At 35.4% G+C, this 17,947-nt stretch carries 13 protein-coding genes; 12 read left to right on the top strand and 1 reads right to left on the bottom strand.

The genetic code is table 11. The features are described 5' to 3' along the window. Positions 1–143: 143 nt before the first annotated feature. The gene (prfA, locus tag FLAVO9AF_RS01585) at positions 144–1,220 is read right to left on the bottom strand and encodes a peptide chain release factor 1 (protein ID WP_064714620.1); all 1,077 of its coding nucleotides are present in this window, start codon (positions 1,218–1,220) and stop codon (positions 144–146) included. Positions 1,221–1,836: 616 nt separating this feature from the next. On the opposite strand from prfA, the gene FLAVO9AF_RS01580 reads away from it, so the two are divergent. The 12 genes from FLAVO9AF_RS01580 (at position 1,837) to FLAVO9AF_RS01525 (ending at position 17,926) form a co-directional block, all read left to right on the top strand. Beyond that, a complete protein-coding gene (locus tag FLAVO9AF_RS01580) occupies positions 1,837–2,604 on the top strand; it encodes a tetratricopeptide repeat protein (RefSeq protein ID WP_159683162.1) in 768 nt (255 codons plus the stop codon). 36 nt (positions 2,605–2,640) lie between these two features. Beyond that, the gene (locus FLAVO9AF_RS01575; RefSeq protein ID WP_159683159.1) at positions 2,641–3,189 is read left to right on the top strand and encodes a hypothetical protein; all 549 of its coding nucleotides are present in this window, start codon (positions 2,641–2,643) and stop codon (positions 3,187–3,189) included. A gap of 175 nt (positions 3,190–3,364) precedes the next feature. Beyond that, the gene (locus FLAVO9AF_RS01570) at positions 3,365–3,910 is read left to right on the top strand and encodes a hypothetical protein (RefSeq protein WP_159683156.1); all 546 of its coding nucleotides are present in this window, start codon (positions 3,365–3,367) and stop codon (positions 3,908–3,910) included. 156 nt (positions 3,911–4,066) lie between these two features. Next, positions 4,067–4,891: a hypothetical protein gene (locus FLAVO9AF_RS01565; protein ID WP_159683153.1), complete on the top strand. Its 825-nt coding sequence runs from the start codon at positions 4,067–4,069 to the stop codon at positions 4,889–4,891. A 141-nt stretch (positions 4,892–5,032) separates the two neighbouring features. Then, positions 5,033–5,905 (top strand): retropepsin-like aspartic protease, encoded by an 873-nt coding sequence (locus FLAVO9AF_RS01560; RefSeq protein WP_159683150.1) that lies wholly within the window; start codon positions 5,033–5,035, stop codon positions 5,903–5,905. A 599-nt stretch (positions 5,906–6,504) separates the two neighbouring features. Beyond that, a complete protein-coding gene (locus tag FLAVO9AF_RS01555; RefSeq protein ID WP_159683144.1) occupies positions 6,505–8,811 on the top strand; it encodes a type IA DNA topoisomerase in 2,307 nt (768 codons plus the stop codon). Positions 8,812–8,956: 145 nt separating this feature from the next. After that, positions 8,957–9,433, top strand: coding sequence for a DUF6265 family protein (locus FLAVO9AF_RS01550; protein WP_159683140.1), 477 nt, complete (start codon positions 8,957–8,959; stop codon positions 9,431–9,433). A gap of 191 nt (positions 9,434–9,624) precedes the next feature. Further along, positions 9,625–11,136, top strand: coding sequence for an ankyrin repeat domain-containing protein (locus tag FLAVO9AF_RS01545; RefSeq protein ID WP_159683136.1), 1,512 nt, complete (start codon positions 9,625–9,627; stop codon positions 11,134–11,136). A gap of 107 nt (positions 11,137–11,243) precedes the next feature. Next, positions 11,244–11,723 (top strand): DUF2271 domain-containing protein, encoded by a 480-nt coding sequence (locus tag FLAVO9AF_RS01540; protein WP_159683132.1) that lies wholly within the window; start codon positions 11,244–11,246, stop codon positions 11,721–11,723. A 113-nt stretch (positions 11,724–11,836) separates the two neighbouring features. Beyond that, positions 11,837–14,020 carry a PepSY domain-containing protein gene (locus FLAVO9AF_RS01535; protein WP_159683127.1) on the top strand — a complete coding sequence of 728 codons (2,184 nt, stop codon included), beginning with the start codon at positions 11,837–11,839 and terminating at the stop codon, positions 14,018–14,020. Positions 14,021–14,407: 387 nt separating this feature from the next. Further along, complete coding sequence (locus tag FLAVO9AF_RS01530) at positions 14,408–15,400, top strand: FAD:protein FMN transferase (protein ID WP_159683122.1); 993 nt, start codon at positions 14,408–14,410, stop codon at positions 15,398–15,400. 231 nt (positions 15,401–15,631) lie between these two features. Then, positions 15,632–17,926, top strand: coding sequence for a TonB-dependent siderophore receptor (locus tag FLAVO9AF_RS01525; protein WP_159683119.1), 2,295 nt, complete (start codon positions 15,632–15,634; stop codon positions 17,924–17,926). The last annotated feature ends 21 nt before the right edge of the window (positions 17,927–17,947 follow it).

Genomic DNA, 17,947 nt, shown 5'->3' with positions numbered 1-17,947 from the left:
TGTTGTTGTTGGCAAAGTTCGCAAAGTTTTCACAATGTTCTCGGCCTGTTAAAAAAAATGCCAAACATTTCAGTATGGCATCTTTTCTCAATATTTTCATCTTAGTACTTAATACTCAATACTTGGTACCTAATTAATACTTATTAAAAAACCTCGCTTGCTTCTTTCAGTTTTTCCATATTGTTCACCAATTGTAATTCGGCTACAATTTTCTGAATATCACCGTTCATAATGTTACCCAAATCATACAAGGTCAAACCAATTCGGTGATCCGTTACACGGCCTTGAGCGTAATTATAGGTACGAATTTTAGCAGAACGGTCACCTGAACTCACTTGCGATGTACGTTTTGAAGCGTCTTCGGCTTGTTTTTTGGCCAATTCCATTTCGTACAAACGAGAACGCAATACGTTCAACGCCTTGTCTTTATTCTTATGTTGTGATTTTTGATCCTGACATTGCGCCACCAATCCTGTTGGAATGTGAGTCAAACGAACAGCAGATTTCGTTGTATTTACCGATTGTCCACCAGGTCCTGACGAACAGAAAAAGTCCACACGAACATCGTTCATATCAATTTGTACATCAAATTCTTCTGCTTCTGGAAGCACCATAACCGTTGCTGCCGAAGTATGCACACGTCCTTGTGTTTCTGTTTGTGGTACACGTTGCACACGGTGAACACCCGCTTCAAACTTCAAAGTTCCGTACACATCTTCTCCTGTAACCTCAAAAATCACCTCTTTGAAACCACCCGAAGTTCCTTCATTCATATCCACAACCGATGTTCTCCAACCTTGACTTTCACAATATTTAGTGTACATACGGAACAAATCTCCTGCAAAAATACTCGCTTCATCACCACCCGTACCCGCACGAATCTCGACCATTACGTTTTTCGCGTCTTCAGGGTCTTTTGGAATCAACATAAACTTAATTTCGTCTTCCAATTGTGGCAAACGTTCTTTAGCTTCATCCAATTGCATTTTGGCCATTTCCACCATATCGGCATCACTACCATCAGCAATAATTTCATTGGCTTCGTCAATATTGGCCAAAACCAAAATATATTCCTCACGTTTCTCCACTAGGGCTTTAATGCTCTTGTATTCCTGATTAAGCAGTACATAACGTTTTTGATCCGCGATAACATCCGGCTGAATAATCAAATCCGAAATCTCGTCGAAACGCTGTTTTACATATTGAAGTCTATCTAACATATTCTTGTCCTTATATTTTGGACGGCAAAAATACAAAAAAGAAAGCAATTTACAGAAACCCCTTTTCAGATTTTTTTAGGAGCTATTTCCTGCTGTCCGCTATATCTGTGGCTCTGAACCCCAGAGCCACAGGATGCCGCTCCCATCAGGGCTAGAAATGGTAACACGACACGAATCGAAATTCCAAATTTTAAATTCCAAATTCCAATAAATAAGAATTTACTATAAAAAGCTCTAAAATTCACGCAACGACTCCCCTCTTGAAATCGAAGATTCAACGACTCCAAAAAAAAAAATGGAGTTATGTGAGTTTGGTGTGTGTGTTTTTAAAATTCCAAAAGAACTATTCATCAAAAAAAGCTCTAAAATTAGAGCAATTACTCCCCTCTCGAGAGGGGCTGGGGGTGTGTGTTTTTTTTATTCCAAACTTCAAAAACAAACCAAAGACAATAAATTTTGTAATGAAAATTGTATATATTTGAAAAGCTAATGCGCTATGAGACTTATCATAACTATCTACCCAAAATTGGATGGCTTTGAATGATTTTGTCAGACCTGTAAGCTAGTTGGGTGATATTTTACCAAAACAAACTTAATAATCAATAACTTTTAAAAAATGTATAAAATTTTATTTTTACTTCTACTCTCTACCTTTTACAATTGTTATTGTCAAGAAGTACCTCCTCCTCCTCCAGCTCCAAGTTTAAAAAATGTAAAAAAATATGAAAAGCCACAAGAGATCGTTGAATTAACTGAATCAACAAATCTAGAAAAAGAAATCTGTAACGTACAAATATTTGAAATAGACAGTACATCTTTTACCGACAATAGTTCTAAATACTATTTTAAAAAAATAGAAAGCAGATTAAATGCTATTGATTTAGAAATTTCGTCTGAAGAAATAATCGCTTACACAAAATATAGAAATAGTTTAAATTTTAATCCATTTAAAATTGACAGTGTTGCTCGAGCAATTTACAAATTAAATGAAAATTCAAAATTTGAAGAAGCAATAAATCTATCTTCTAGTTTAAGAATTATTTCGCCAAATAATATAACATTACACAAAGAGTTGGCATACGCTTATAAAAAACTAGGACAGATAGAGCTATCAAAAAAGCACTTCGAGATGATGAAAAAAATAATAAGTGCAGTTGAAAAATATAGCGATGGTTGCAGAATAAATCCATATATATTAAATAATTGCTTTGAAGGTATTAGCCTATATGAAGCAATATTCGGCGGATATCCCACCAAAACTCGATTTATTTTAACCGAATCTAAGAAAATCATTTACGGATATGACATTTACCACATTATGAGATTTGCTAATTTAAATCACTATAAAGAATATCTAAAAGAAGGTGAATACAAGATTGAATAATAAAAACATCACCCAACACACGCTACAAGCAATATTATGAAACACTCTACAAAAATTCTAGTTTTTTTATTTTTAACGCTAATTGGGTGTAAAAACACTGAAGCGGAAAAAGAGATGTCCAATCTTGAATTTGAACAGAAAGTATTTGAACAAGTTTTTATAAATATTGTTGACTCAACCTATACTGACAAAAGGATTTACACCAGAATTCCAACAAAAGCTCAAGAAAATGACCCTGATTTTATTGCAGAAACAAATGCGATAGAAAAGGATACTTTAAATCTAATTATTGCAGTAGATGAGAGATTTACAGACGTGGAAAAACTCAATACCAAAAAGTTCATTTTCAAAGATCTTAAGGAATTACCAAAAGTTGAAAATTATACAAACTGGACAGAAAAATACAAGAAGTTTATTGGAGTAATGTCATTTTCATATATAACATTTGATAAAACCAAAAAAAATGGAAGTTTAGAAGTTTCATATAGATGTGGTGTAAATTGTGGACTTGGTTACAAAGTTTATCTGAAAAAGATTAATGGAAAATGGAAAGTAGTAAAAATTGAAGATACGTGGATATCGTAAGATACTGCTGGTAACACACGCTACAAGCAAGCTGGGCATTTGGCTTAATGGGAAAATGGTTTTGTATTTGGAATACTTGGCAAATCCGAAAGATAACGCTTATTTAATCCCAAACTGCTTGTAGCACGGGAACTTTGATGATAATTTTAAAACAGAAACTAACAAAACAAGTACTATGAATAAATTTAAAATAATAATTGTTTTTTCCATTTTAACTGCCTTAATGAGCTTTAAATCGATTAATGAATGGTATCAATATGATTCCTCTGAATTTAAAGTTTTGTTTCCTAAGATGCCTAATAGTACAATAAAAAAAATAAATACAGAAGCAGGAGAATTGCAAATGCAAGTTAACATGTACGATGCATCAAAAGACGAAACTGACGAAAATCTAATTTATTCTGTTACATCATCTGAATATCCAAAAACGCATATTGAATCTCACATAAAACACGATAGTTTAAATACTTTTTTTAGAAACTCAATTGAGGGAATGGTTAATAATGTAAAAGGCAAATTAATCTCTGAGTCAAAAATTAACTTAGGTAATTTTCAGGGTAGAGAATTTAAAATAGACTTCAGAGATGGGCTAGCCATAATAAAAACGAGAATGTATTTAGTTGAAAACAAGGTTTATTTTCTTCAAACGATAACAAAAACTGATAAAGAAAAAAATAAATTGATAGAAAAGTTTATGAACTCATTTACAATTAAAAAATAAGAACTACTTCTGACAGCTAGATTAGGCTTGGTCTTTAGACTTTATATAAAATTGATTTGTTTTTTTTTTTATGAATTAACTTGATAAAGACAAAAATAAGCGATTAATAAAAAACGAAAAACTACATTGTGGAATTTCTCTACAAACAATTAAAAAATGAAAAAAATTATATTTCTACTCTCTATACTTCAATACACTTTTACTTTTGCTCAAAAGGAGCTAAACTTCAAAATTCATTACACCCCTGAAACTAATTATAACCAAACCGTACAACAAACTTCAGAAATGAGTGTAAAATACATAACATCTGAGGAAATTCTACAAAAATTAAAAGAAAAAGGGATTCAAAATCCAACAATTACAAGCTTTAGTTCTAAAATCGAAATGGTTTTAAAAACTGGAAAATTATCTAATGCTAAGAGTTTTCCAATAACAATGGAATTTATTAATACAACTAGTAATGATGGAAAAAAATCCATTCCTGATGGGACAATAATTTATGGTGTCGGAACAATTGATGATTTACCTAGACTAGACTCTATTGTTTCAAAAAATCTTGATGAAAATTACAAAAAAGCTTTACTTCAAACCTTACAAGGCACATTTTCTCAATTATCATTTCCAGAAAAAAAAATGAAAATTGGCGATAGTTTTTCTCAAAAAACTCCTTTAACAATGCCAATTGCAGATGTTAGCATAAACATGTTAATCACTACAACTTATAAATTGTTAAGCATAACCAACAACAAAGCAAGTCTAGATGTAGACTTAATTTTTACATTGGATTCAAACATTACAAAATACAATATAAAAGCTACTGGCCAAGGAAAAGGAATAATGGTTTACGACCTAAACACGCAATTCATTTCTAAATACGAAACAGAAACACTAATGGAATTGTTTTTAAAGGCAGATAAGTTTGATTTGGAAATAAATGCGAAAAGTGGTTTTATCCAAACTGTGGCAGCTTCTAAAACTTAAGAGTGAATAATCGGATTTGCAATCCGTGCCTACTCCAATAATTCACTAACAAATTCGCAAAAAACACACCTTTTTTAAAGTTCAATGTGACCTAGAATCGCAAATCCACCCTAACTTTTTGGCACTACTATTCGAAAAAATATGCAAAGAAAAATAATCCTAATTTTTATAATGTTTCAACTGTCATTACTAAATGGTTTCTCCCAAAATAGAAAACAGCTGTCCAAAAAGGGTTATGTAAAACAAAAAGAGTATTTTGTTGAAATACCTTTTAACTATGTGAACAAGCATATTTATATCGAGGTTTTTATTTCAGGCAAAAAATACAACTTCGTTTTTGATACAGGCTATGAAATCACTACCATTGATTCCGAAATTGCAAAGGAAATACAGTACAAAATCATAAAAGAAGTTAATCTTTCAGGTAGTTCTTTTGCTGACCAAAAAGTAACCCTCGTTGAATTACCAAACATTGCTATAGCGAGTCTAGATTTTGAGGAAACTTATGGCTTACTACAAGATTTATCCTTTACAAAAAACCCAGCAACCCAAAAAATAGATGGAATCATCGGAAATAATGTAATGCGAAAATCAAAATGGCAAATTGATTACGTTCAGAAGGTGATTCGCATCAGCAGCAAAATAGAAAATTTTAAAAACCTACCAACTGCAAAAAAAATTGAACTTATTGGCAAAGATTGGGGCCTTGGCTATGTGGCTATTGAACTTAACAATCAAAAGCATCAATTTCTTTTTGATTTAGGTTCTAATGGCGAATTTACCGCCAACCATTCTTTTGTAAAATTTCTAAAAGAAAAAGACACCCTGTTGCAACAAGAAAAACAGACCTTTCCAGTAGGAAAAATAAAAATAGGAGAAATTGAGTTAAATAATAAGTCAATAACCTTGGAGAAACGCGCTGGTTCGCTACTAGGAAATACTTTTTTCGAAAATTATCTACTAACAATTGATTGGGATAAAAACATCTTGTATTTGAATCAAAATACAAACTAAAAGTAAGTCCGCCCACTTTCGAAAAAGTAGGTAATTAAGTCGCTCCTACTTAAGGAATACTTAGGAACCCAATAAAACAGGATGCTATAATTGTAACAATTTAGATTTTGGCTAAAGCCAAATACTAAACTCATTTTAAAGAATGGGCTAAAGCCCATTCCTATTGATTTTTTTTCAAAAAGAATAATCCCACTCAGATTAAATAGTAAATGGTTGTATCGCATTAGAAGAGAAATAAGAAAGTACTACCTTTTCATAAACGTATTGGATCTTATTTTATGTCGAAAGTGCTACTTGATAAGACAATAGCTTCTTAAATAGCAAAATCTAGTAGACAACCTCGTTTAGCAATTATAAGCGAGGTTGTTTTTTTATGTTATGAAAAAGAGACGTTCTTGTCTAGCCCTGATGGGAGTGGCATCCTGTGGCTCTGGGGTTCAGAGCCATAGATATAGCGTACAGCAGGACGAATCGTGAGGGTAGCACTATTGTTGCTGCTCCTAAGCACAACCAAAAGATTCGTTTATAACTCCTGCCTGTTTTGATGGTTTCTCAATTTCTAAATTCCTAATTTGCGCCTTCAAATTAATAAAGAAAAAATGAAGGTTTGTATTGCCGAAAAACCCAGTGTTGCTCGAGAAATTGCCACCATATTGGGCGCCAATACCAAGCACGATGGGTATTTTGAAGGTAATGGTTATGCGGTAACGTATACGTTTGGTCATTTGTGCACCTTAAAAGAACCAAACGATTATTGGCCTCACTGGAAGAGTTGGGATTTGAATAACTTACCGATGCTTCCAGAAAAATTTGAAACTAAATTGGTGCAGAATTCGGGAATTCAGAAGCAATTCAACATCATCAAAAGTTTGTTTGACAAAGCTACCGTTGTGATTAATTGTGGTGATGCTGGACAAGAAGGGGAACTCATTCAGCGATGGGTAATGAACGAAGCGAAGTACAAAGGCGAAGTACAACGTTTATGGATTTCGTCTCTAACTGCTGAAGCTATAAAAGAAGGTTTTCAAAACCTAAAACCAGCGTCCCAATATGATAATTTGTTTTATGCTGGTTTCTCTAGAGCCATTGGCGACTGGTTGCTGGGGATGAATGCCACGCGTTTGTATACCGTAAAACACGGAGGTTACCAACAAGTATTGTCAATTGGGCGGGTGCAAACTCCTACACTGGCGATGGTTGTAGAACGCTTCAAAGCGATTGAAAATTTTAAACCTCAGCCCTATTGGGAATTGCAAACCTTGTACAGAGAAACGCTTTTTAGTTATGAAGAAGGGCGGTTTTTGAATAAAGACGAGGGAGCGGTTTTGGCCAACAAAGTTAAAGAAAGTGATTTTGAGATTGTAAGTATCGATAAAAAAAAGGGCAATGAATATGCTCCAAAACTCTTTGATTTAACGGGATTACAGGTGTATTGCAATACCAAATTTGGATTTTCGGCGGAGGAAACACTTAAAATTGTTCAGACTTTATACGAACAAAAAGTAGTTACTTACCCTAGAGTTGATACCACTTTCTTGCCCAACGACATTTATCCTAAAGTCCCAGCTATTTTGCAAAACTTAACGCAATATGCTGCACTGACAGAACCGCTGTTGGCAAAAAAGATAAAAAAATCGCCCAAGGTGTTTAACGATAAAAAAGTTACCGACCACCACGCCATCATTCCTACTGGCGTACAGAGCCATTTACAATTCAATCAACAACAAGTATATGATAGTATTGTAAAGCGTTTTATCGCTGTGTTTTATGACGATTGTTTGGTGGCTACTACTACCGTAATTGGTAAAGCAGCCGAGGTACATTTTAAAACTACTGGGAAGGAAATCTTAAAGAAAGGATTCCGTGTTGTTTTTGATACTTCGACTCCGCTCAGTACGAATGCTAAAGAGAAAGAAGCAGACCTACTTCCGAATTTTGTGGTTGGCGAAAAAGGACCTCACCAACCTTCCTTTTTAGAAAAGGAAACCAAAGCGCCCAATCAGTTTACCGAGGCTACACTTTTGAGAGCGATGGAAACCGCAGGCAAACAAGTAGATGACGAGGATTTACGAGAATTAATGAAAGAAAATGGTATTGGTCGTCCTTCTACTCGCGCGAATATTATTGAAACGCTCTTTAGACGAAAATACATAGTCCGCAATAAAAAACAAGTTTTGCCCACACCAACAGGAGTGCAATTGATTGATACAATTCAGAATGAATTGATAAAATCAGCAGAACTCACAGGAACTTGGGAAAAGCAATTGCGCGATATTGAAAAGGGCACCTATACAGCTTCGGCTTTCATAAAAAATATGAAGCAAATGGTCGATAATTTAGTCTATGAAGTGAGAAGCGAAACCAGACGTGCCAATATTTCTCACACAGCAAATGTCCCAAAAATAGAAACTGTTGTAGAGAAAAAGAAAGCGGCAGGAATTTTGGCAGCCTTATGCCCAAAATGTCAAAAAGGAAATTTGATTAAAGGAAAATCGGCTTATGGTTGTAGTGAATATAAATCGGGTTGCGATTTTGTACTTCCCTATGTTTTTGAAGGTAAAAAGATTTCTGAAAGTCAATATTTGCGCTTGCTTCAAAAAGGATCAACTGTAAATTTAAAAGACTTTAAAATCGATGCAGGATCAGTTGAGGGTTTAATCCGTTTTGAAGAAAATTTCAAACTCAAATTTGAACCAAAGAAAACCGAATTAAAAAAGACACTTGATACTTTGACTTGCCCAAAATGCAAAAAAGGAACAGTGCTAAAAGGAAAAACGGCTTACGGTTGTAGCGATTATAAATTGGGTTGTGATTTTAAAGTTACTTTTGAAATGGTTAGAGAAAAACTAAAAGAACAAAAACCGACAAAAGAACTGGTATATTCTATTTTAGAGAAAAGCATTTAATTCTATTCAACCGCAAAGTTCACAAAGAATTACGCAAAGTTCGCTAAGCGTTGCGTTCCTTGCGCTAACTTTGTGATTTTTGCGGTTAAGAACGCAAACTTTTTTCATAAATTAGCGCCATCAATCCAAACAAAAAATTTGCATCATGTTTCAAAAAACGACACTTTTATTGGTCTTTTTAGCACTTGCGTCCTGTAACAACAACGCGAACAAAAATGAAAAAATCAAAGCTTCGCAATGGCTCTTGGGCACTTGGACCCAGCAGTCTGAACAAGGAATTTTAGAAGAAACATGGAAATCTGTAAACGACAGCACTTTTGAAGGGACTTCTTATTTTATAAAAGGGAAAGACACTTTGCACAACGAAACAATTGTGTTGCAACAAAAAGGAGAAAACCTCATCTACAAAGCTACTGTAATAGGCGAAAACAATGACGAAGCCGTATCGTTTCCCCTCACCTCCACCACAGAAAAAAACTTGGTCTTCGAAAATCCAAAACACGATTACCCACAAAAAATCAATTACAAATTAGCCGATGCTAATACGTTGATTGCAAAAATTTCTGGAAAACAAGCCGGAAAAGTTACATCCGAAACCTATACGCTTAAAAAAACGAAATAATTCAATATCAATACTATAACCTCGGTTTTTACTGAGGTTTTTTTATTTATTCATCCAACAGTGTTAAACCATTTTTACTTTTTTCATTCTTACGAATACAAAAGCTATTGGAAAATTAGTTTTAATACTTACATTTGCATTGTTTTTATTTATTCTAAATAAACAACATTGTTTTTAATCCTTTCCAAAATATGAAAAACATATTATTAACCCTATCTTTAATTACAACTGTTTGGTGCAGTGCCCAACAAAAAAATAGCTTACTCGACCAGTCCTTTTGGAAAACTTCGCCCGATGTGGCCACTGTAAAAGCCGAAATTGAAAAAGGCAACAGCCCATCTGCGGCGACACCCAATGCTTTTGATGTAACCGTAATGGCCATAAATAATGACGCGCCAGCTTCTACTATTAAATTCTTGTTGGAACAACCTGGAAACGAAGTAAACAAACTGACCCACGACAACCGAATCTACCTGCATTGGGCAGCTAACAAAGGGAATGTAGAAATTATAGAATACTTAATCGCTAAAGGCTCTGACATCAATTTGGAAGACAGTAAAGGAGAAACTCCGCTTACCTTTGCTGCCATTGGTGGACAATCGAATCCAAAATTGTACGAGGCTTTTTTCAAAGCTGGCATTGATCCAAAGAAAAAATACAAAGACGGCATCAACCTGCAACTTATGACCATTGCCACAGATAAGAACTTAACGCTAAGTGATTATTTAGCTACAAAAGGCTTATCTCTAAAAGATGTAGATAGCAACGGCAATACAGCATTTGATTATGCAGCAAAAACTGGTAATGTTGCTTTCTTGAAAACCCTTTTAGCAAAAGGAGTAAAATACACCAACAATGCGCTTCTTTTTGCCGCTCAAGGTACACGTAGAGAATCAAGCACACTTGAAACCTATAAATATTTGGTTGAAGAATTGAAAATCAAACCTACTACTAGTAGTAAGTCTGGTGAAACAGTACTTCACTTTTTAGCAAACAAACCCAATCAAACAGAAATCATAGCCTATTTCCTTTCTAAAGGTGTGGATCCTAACCAAGCAGACAAAGAAGGAAACACACCATTGATGCTTGCTGCAGCTGGTCGTGAAACCGCTACTTTGGAACAATTAATAGCGGTAACCAAAAATACCAATGCGCAAAACTCAAAAAAAGAAAGTGCCTTAACTTTTGCAGTTAAATCAGGAACACCAGAAGCAATCACGCAACTTTTGAATCATAATGCTGATATTACAGTAACCGATAAAGATGGTAACAATTTAGGCTACTATTTAATTCAATCATATCGTCCTCAAACAGGCGGCGGACGTGGTCCTGAAGCAGCCAACACACCAAAACAAGACCCTTTTGAAGCTAAAATAAAGATCTTACAAGACAAAGGCTTTGTCCTTTCTACACCTCAAAAAGACGGAAATACCTTGTATCATTTGGCGGTAATCAAAAACGATTTAAATTTGCTCAAAAAACTAGCCGATTTAAAAATTGATAGCAATGCCAAAAACAATGATGGCTTAACGGCTTTACACAAAGCGGCAATGATTGCGAAAGATGATGCTATTTTAAAATATTTAATCTCTATTGGGGCACAAAAAGATGCTAAAACAGAATTTGACGAAACCCCTTATGCATTGGCGAAAGAAAACGAAACATTAACCAAAAAGAAAACAGATTTAGAGTTTTTGAAATAGTTGAGCTAGTCCTTAGTGATTAGTCCTTAGTAACTAGTGAATAGCCAAAATAATTCAAAACTCATAACTCAAATCACGTCACTTAAAATTCATAATTTATCCTCATAATGAAATCATTCTTAAAAATAAGCTTACTTACCTTTATCAGTTTTTTATCTTTTCAAGCGACTGCTCAAACTAGCAAATACAAATGTATGTTGCAAATGTCAAATTATGTGGGTGAAGGTGCCTATATTGTCGTGTCGTTAATCAATCCAAAAGGAGAATATGAGAAAACACTTTACGTAATGGGTGACGATAAAAAATGGTACAAAACCATCAAAGAATGGCATAAATTCCAATCGAAAAAACAAGAAAACATTAGTGCCAAAACTGGAGCTTCTGTAACTGGAGGAGACCGCAGCATTACCACCATCGACATAGAAGATGCCAAAATCAACAAAGGCTACAAACTCCGTTTTGAAAGTGCTGTAGAGGACAATAAATACTATGTTGCCGATGCCGAAATCCCATTATCCACAGAAGGATTGGCTGCCAAAACAGATGGCAAAGGATATATCCGCTACGTACGATTCAATAAAATCTAAAAACATCTTGAAAAAATAGGCAAAGTCATTTAAGATTGAGGAACCACAACCTTTATCTTATTTGACTTCGTTTTTTCAATTTGTACATCATAAAAACTAATAGTCCTTTTTCTATGACTCTTTCCTTTTGGCGCTACGCACATTTGGTTCTAGCGATTTTCTCTTCCCTTTTTTTAGTCCTAGCAGCCGTTACGGGTACCATTCTAGCTGTAGATGCCATTCAAGAAAAAATACCTTCTTACCAAGTCAGTAATTTCGATAGAATAACGTTAGCAGAAACGCTTCCTGTTTTACGAAAAACCTATCCTGAAATAACAGCACTAAGCGTGGATCACAATCAGTTTGTTCTACTTGAAGGAATAGATCAAGAAGGTAATGATGTTAATGCCTATGTAGATCCAACCAACGGTAAAATTCTAGGGAAACCAACCCCAAAAAGCGAATTCATCCAATGGACTACGGCATTGCACCGCTCTTTGTTTTTAAAAGAAACTGGACGTTTTGTCGTTGGTTTTATTTCATTTTTATTGGCGCTTATTGCACTTTCTGGATTGGCGTTAATCATTAATCGTCAAAGAAGCATTCGTAGTGTGTTTTCAAAAGTTGTAAAAGAAAACTTCGCTCAATATTATCACATCATTACTGGAAGATTAGCGCTACTTCCAATACTTATCATTGCGATTACTGGGGCTTATCTTACGCTAGAAAAATTTCATTTTTTTATAGAAAACGATGCTTCAGCAACCGAAACTGTAGCTCAGCCTTCGTCCAAAAAACAAAAAACATCTTTTTTCAAGACGGCGCTTTTGGCTGATGTCACCAAAATAGAATTTCCTTTTTCGGATGATCCTGAAGAATACTTTATCATTCATCTAAAAGATAAAGAAATAGAAGTACATCAAGTAACTGGAGCTGTAGTTACAGAAAAAGCAATCGCAACCACCACACAATTTAAAGACCTTAGTCTCGATTTACACACCGGCAGAACCAACATTCTGTGGGCTGTAATTCTTGGTTTGGCTAGTATCAATCTATTGTTTTTTATTTATTCTGGATTTGCGATGACGTTGCGACGCAGAGCCAGTCGCATCAAAAATAAATTCAAAGCCAAAGACAGCGAAATCATTCTCCTCGTAGGTTCCGAAAACGGAAGTACCTTGCGATTTGCCAATGCTGTACAACAACAATTTATTGCTCTTGGTAAAAAAGCCTATCTCGCCGAGATGAATTCTTATACCCAGTTTCCAAAAGCAGAACAATTGCTCGTTTTTGCAGCAACTCACGGGATGGGCGATGCACCATCTAATGCGGATCAATTTATTGAATTACTAGAAAAAATTACACAAAAACAAAAAATAAAAACCGCTATCATTGGTTTTGGGTCTAAATCCTATGCTGATTTTTGTGGTTTTGCTTATGATGTAGAAGCTGCATTAGCAAAACAAAATTGGAGCGAAACCATCGTACCGTTACATACCATAAACGACAAATCAACAGAAGAATTTGTGGCTTGGATTCAGTTATGGAATACCGCAACTTCCTTACCACTTGCTACTACTCCATCGCTATACAATGCAATACCAAAGGGTCTACAAACTTTTGAAGTAGTTACCAAAACACAAGTATCCACAGACGAAGACACCTTTTTGGTCAACTTCAAAACGCCTTGGACGACCAAATTCCAATCGGGAGATTTGTTAGCTATTTATCCTGCCAACGATAGTAGAGAGCGTTTATACTCCATCGGTAAACACAACGAAAAACTACAATTGGTTGTCAAATTACACGAATACGGATTAGGTTCGGGTTATTTGAACCAACTTGAAATAGGGGTAAAAATAAAAGCCCGAGTAATAACGAATACTGCTTTTCACTTCCCGAAACAAGCGAACAAAGTTGCCTTAATTTCTAATGGAACTGGAATTGCGCCGTTCTTAGGAATGATTCAAGAGTCGACACCCAAAACGGAAACGTATTTGTATTGCGGTTTTAGAACCGAGACAAAAAGCGTTGCCAGTTATACAAAACTAGCGCAAGAAATGATGAACCAACAAAGGCTTCAAAGTTTTAATTTGGCCTTATCTAGAATATCGAACGGCTGTCGTGTGACACAGTTGGTTGAACGTGATGCGGCTTTTTTCAAAGTGCTGTTGAATGAAAATGGTGTCATTATGATTTGTGGCTCTTTGGCAATGCAAAAAGATGTAGAAAAAGTACTCGAAACCCTATTAGAGGAATCCAATACAAGCTTTTCAGATTACAAAGCCAAAGGGCAAATTTTGACCGATTGTTATTAGAAAGCCTCACTCAGACCCTCTCCAAAGGAGAGGGAGAAGCAACTTAAAGATTAGTCGTGATGTAACAATTTCCTGCAAGGTTTTCAAAACCTTGTAGGTATCTTTGTTTATTCAAATACCTACAAGGTCAAAAAAAAGACCTTGCAGGAATAAAAAAAATCAGGAGCGGCTATCAGGGTTTGTAGAGCTTTACATCGTCCCGTTTTCGCTACAATTCGAATGGTGAACAACTCATTTTCTTTAGGAACGTTTGCGTGAGGGATGGCAGTGGAGCTCTTTTTTGAGCATTTTTTTTGCTCAAAAAAAGCGGGAACGTACAGCCCGACCCGACCTTTTTCGGGAGGGGCACGCCCAAAATCAATATATTTACATTATACAACATACGTTATGTCAACCAAAAATCTTTTCCTATTCCTACTCGTTTGGAGTGTTTCGTGTCACTGTCAGGTGTTACGAAAAAAAACGACTTTGCTTATGGGTGGGCGTTTTGACATTACGATTGTAGCCCAAGACTCAGCCACGGCAAAAGAAAATATCGATGCTGTTGTTGCCGAAATCACTCGAATTGAGCATTTGATTTCGGACTGGAAACCCACTTCACAAATTTCAGAAGTGAATCAAAATGCGGGTATTCGCCCTGTAAAAGTCGACAAAGAAGTATTTGAATTGACCCAAAGAGCGCTTGAATTTTCTAGGATTACCAAAGGTGCGTTTGACATTAGTTTTGCGGCTATGGATAGGATTTGGAAATTTGACGGGTCGATGACCGAGATGCCAACGGCAGAAGCCATAAAAAAATCGGTTGAAAAAGTGGGCTACCAAAACATCCTATTAGACTCCGTTCAATCGACCATTTTCTTGAAAGTAAAAGGAATGAAAATTGGTTTTGGCGCTTTGGGCGAAGGCTACGCAACCGATAAATGTCGCGCTATGATGCTGGCCAAAGGCATTCCCGCTGGAATCATTAATGGCTCTGGCGATATGAGTACGTGGGGAACACAGCCAAATGGCAAACCTTGGAATATTGGCATTACAAACCCTTTTCGACCCGAAAAAATTATGGCGGTCGTTCCATTAAGGCAAGAAGCCGTAACCACTTCTGGGAGTTATGAAAAATATGTCGTTTTTGATGGCAAACGCTATTCGCACATTATAAATCCCGCTACGGGTTATCCTGCTACGGGTTTGTGTAGCGTCACCGTTTTTGGCCCCAATGCTGAAACGGCCAATGGTTTGAGCACTTCGTTAATGGTTTTGGGACACCAGCAAGGATTGCTTTTACTCGAAAAATTCGCGGACTACAGCTGCATTATGATTACCGATAACGGAAAAGTGATTCGGTCGAAAAACTTCAAAAAGAAATTGAAGGCTAAACTTTAGTCCTTTTTGCTTTCAATACACCTCAAAAAAGTGACTTTCTTCCATAAAAATTGTATAATAAGACTTTTTCAGTCAAGAATCCATAACAAAAAAAGTATTCCAAATTACTGACAAACAAACACTTTAAAACTATTTCTTATTTTTATTCATATTTAATCTAAATAAGCTTTGTGGTTTCAAAAGAGGGTTTTATATTTGCATAGTTATTTTTAATTATTCCAAATAAACAAGATGAAATATATACTCCTCCCTGCTCTACTCTTAGCCTACTTCGGAAGTAACGCCCAAGAAAATCATCAAGCAAGCGCTGCTGCAAACGATAAAAAATCAACTATAGAATCCTTTGATTTTGAAATGGATACCGTAAAAAATAAAAAAGGTGCTGTTTTAAATGAGGTAATCGTTAAAGCGCATAAACAAAGACAGCCCGTAACAGCTATCCGTTCAGGTCTAAAACCAATGGACAACCCACAAACGGTTCAAGTTATTGGAGCTGAAATCATCGAACAACAACAAGCGATTCGATTGAGTGATGTGATTAAAAACGCTAACGGAATTTATGTTGGCTCCGCACGTGGTGGTGCGCAAGAATCATTCTTCTCAAGGGGGTATGATATGTCTGCCAATAATATGTTTAAAAACGGCTTTCGCTATAATGCAGGTTCTATTCCGGAAGTTTCGGGTTTAGAAAAAGTAGAGTTCTTAAAAGGTGGAGCAGCCTTATTATATGGAAATGTAGCTCCAGGAGGTATTTTAAATTTGGTAACCAAAACCCCAAAATTTACTGATGGAGGAGAATTTTCAATCCAAATGGGAAGCTATAACTATTACAAACCTGCCTTTGATGTTTATGGTCCTTTGAATCAATCCATCGCCTATCGTTTTAACGGTTCCTATGAAAAATCAGAAAGTTTTAGAGACTTTGTAACCAATGATAGAATTTATTTCAATCCTTCATTCTTATTTTTATTATCCGAAAAAACACAAATTACACTTCAAGGAGATTATTTAAGCGCCGATTGGACCCCTGATTTTGGTACAGGAATCATTGGGAAAGAAATATTAGATTTACCAAGAAATCAGTTCTTTGGAGCAAAATGGTCTAACGGAAACACCAAATCTTCAAGTGCATCGGTTCAATTACACCACGATTTTAATACTAATTGGAAATTGAATTTTAATTCATCGTTTCAGAATTACAACAGAACACAAAAATCTACAGCGCAAATTTCCAATTTAAACACGTATGCTGTTCCAGGCACTTGGAACAGAGGATTGGTTCAAAATAAAAATTTAGAGAAAATATTTGGTGATCAGTTAAGTATTCAAGGTACTTTTTACACTGGAAAAGTTAAACATCAAATCTTTACTGGGGTTGATTATGAACTGTCGATTGCTGATAACTACACCTATGTTTTTAACGAAAAAGCGGTTATGGTAAATGGAAAATACGATCCAAGTTTATATGACACTATCAATCTTTTTAGTTTCAATCCTGACTCACAAAGAAACGACATTCCAAATGCAGCCAATACACAAATTGCAGTTACAGAAACTAGTCGTTTTGGTGGATATGCACAAGATTTGATTTCATTTACAGATAAAATTAAAGTTTTAGCAGGTATTCGTTGGTCTTGGCAAGAAGCTCAAGTAGTAACCACAGATTTTACAAAAAATACAGTTACTGAAGGAGCTAAAAATTTAAATAGAGCGTTCTCTCCAAAAGCAGGCTTAGTTTATCAACCTAATAAAACTACGACGGTGTTTGGTAGTTATTCTAATTCTTTCACGCCTAATACAGGAACGACCATTGATTTTAAGCCACTTGATCCTTCTATCATTGACCAATATGAAGTAGGAATCAAAAAGGATTTTATGAAAGGACTAATAACCACAAATATCACTGCCTACATTATTGATAACAATAATCTAGCTCAAACCGCCCCTTTTGCAGCTGATGGAGTTACTCCCAATGTCAATACTAATTTAAAAGAATTAGTGGGGGGCACTAGAGGAAAAGGGATTGAAATTGACATCAATGCTAACCCAGTTAAAGGTTTAAACATTTTGGCAGGATATAGTTTTAATGAAACTAAAATTACCAAAACCTCAGGAACTAGTGGTAGTTTAGTAGAAGGAGACTTATTGGTTAGAACACCAAAACATACCGCCAACTTTAGTGTATTTTACAAAATTCCAGAAGGTTTTTTCAAAGGGATTACCATTGGTGGTGTTGCTAATTATATAGGTGACCGAATTGGCGGATGGAATGACCGTTATGTTTGGACAGAAAACAAGCCTACAACCAATCCAAAAACGTATACCATAACCATTGAAGACCGTGATATCCCATTAAAAGGATATACTACTGTTGATGTTTCTGTAGGCTATGATTGGAAAAAAATTTCATTATTATGCAAAGTTTCCAACATCACCAACGAATTGAATTACACCGTACACGAAAATTATAGTGTAAACCCAATTGCGCCAACTCAAGTAATGGCGATTTTGAAATACAAATTGTAATCAGTAATTATTAATCCATAA

The sequence above is a fragment of the Flavobacterium sp. 9R genome (assembly GCF_902506345.1).
GTDB lineage: Bacteria > Bacteroidota > Bacteroidia > Flavobacteriales > Flavobacteriaceae > Flavobacterium.
Note: the sequence above shows the minus strand (reverse complement) of the source record. Positions and strands in the feature narration are given on the sequence as shown.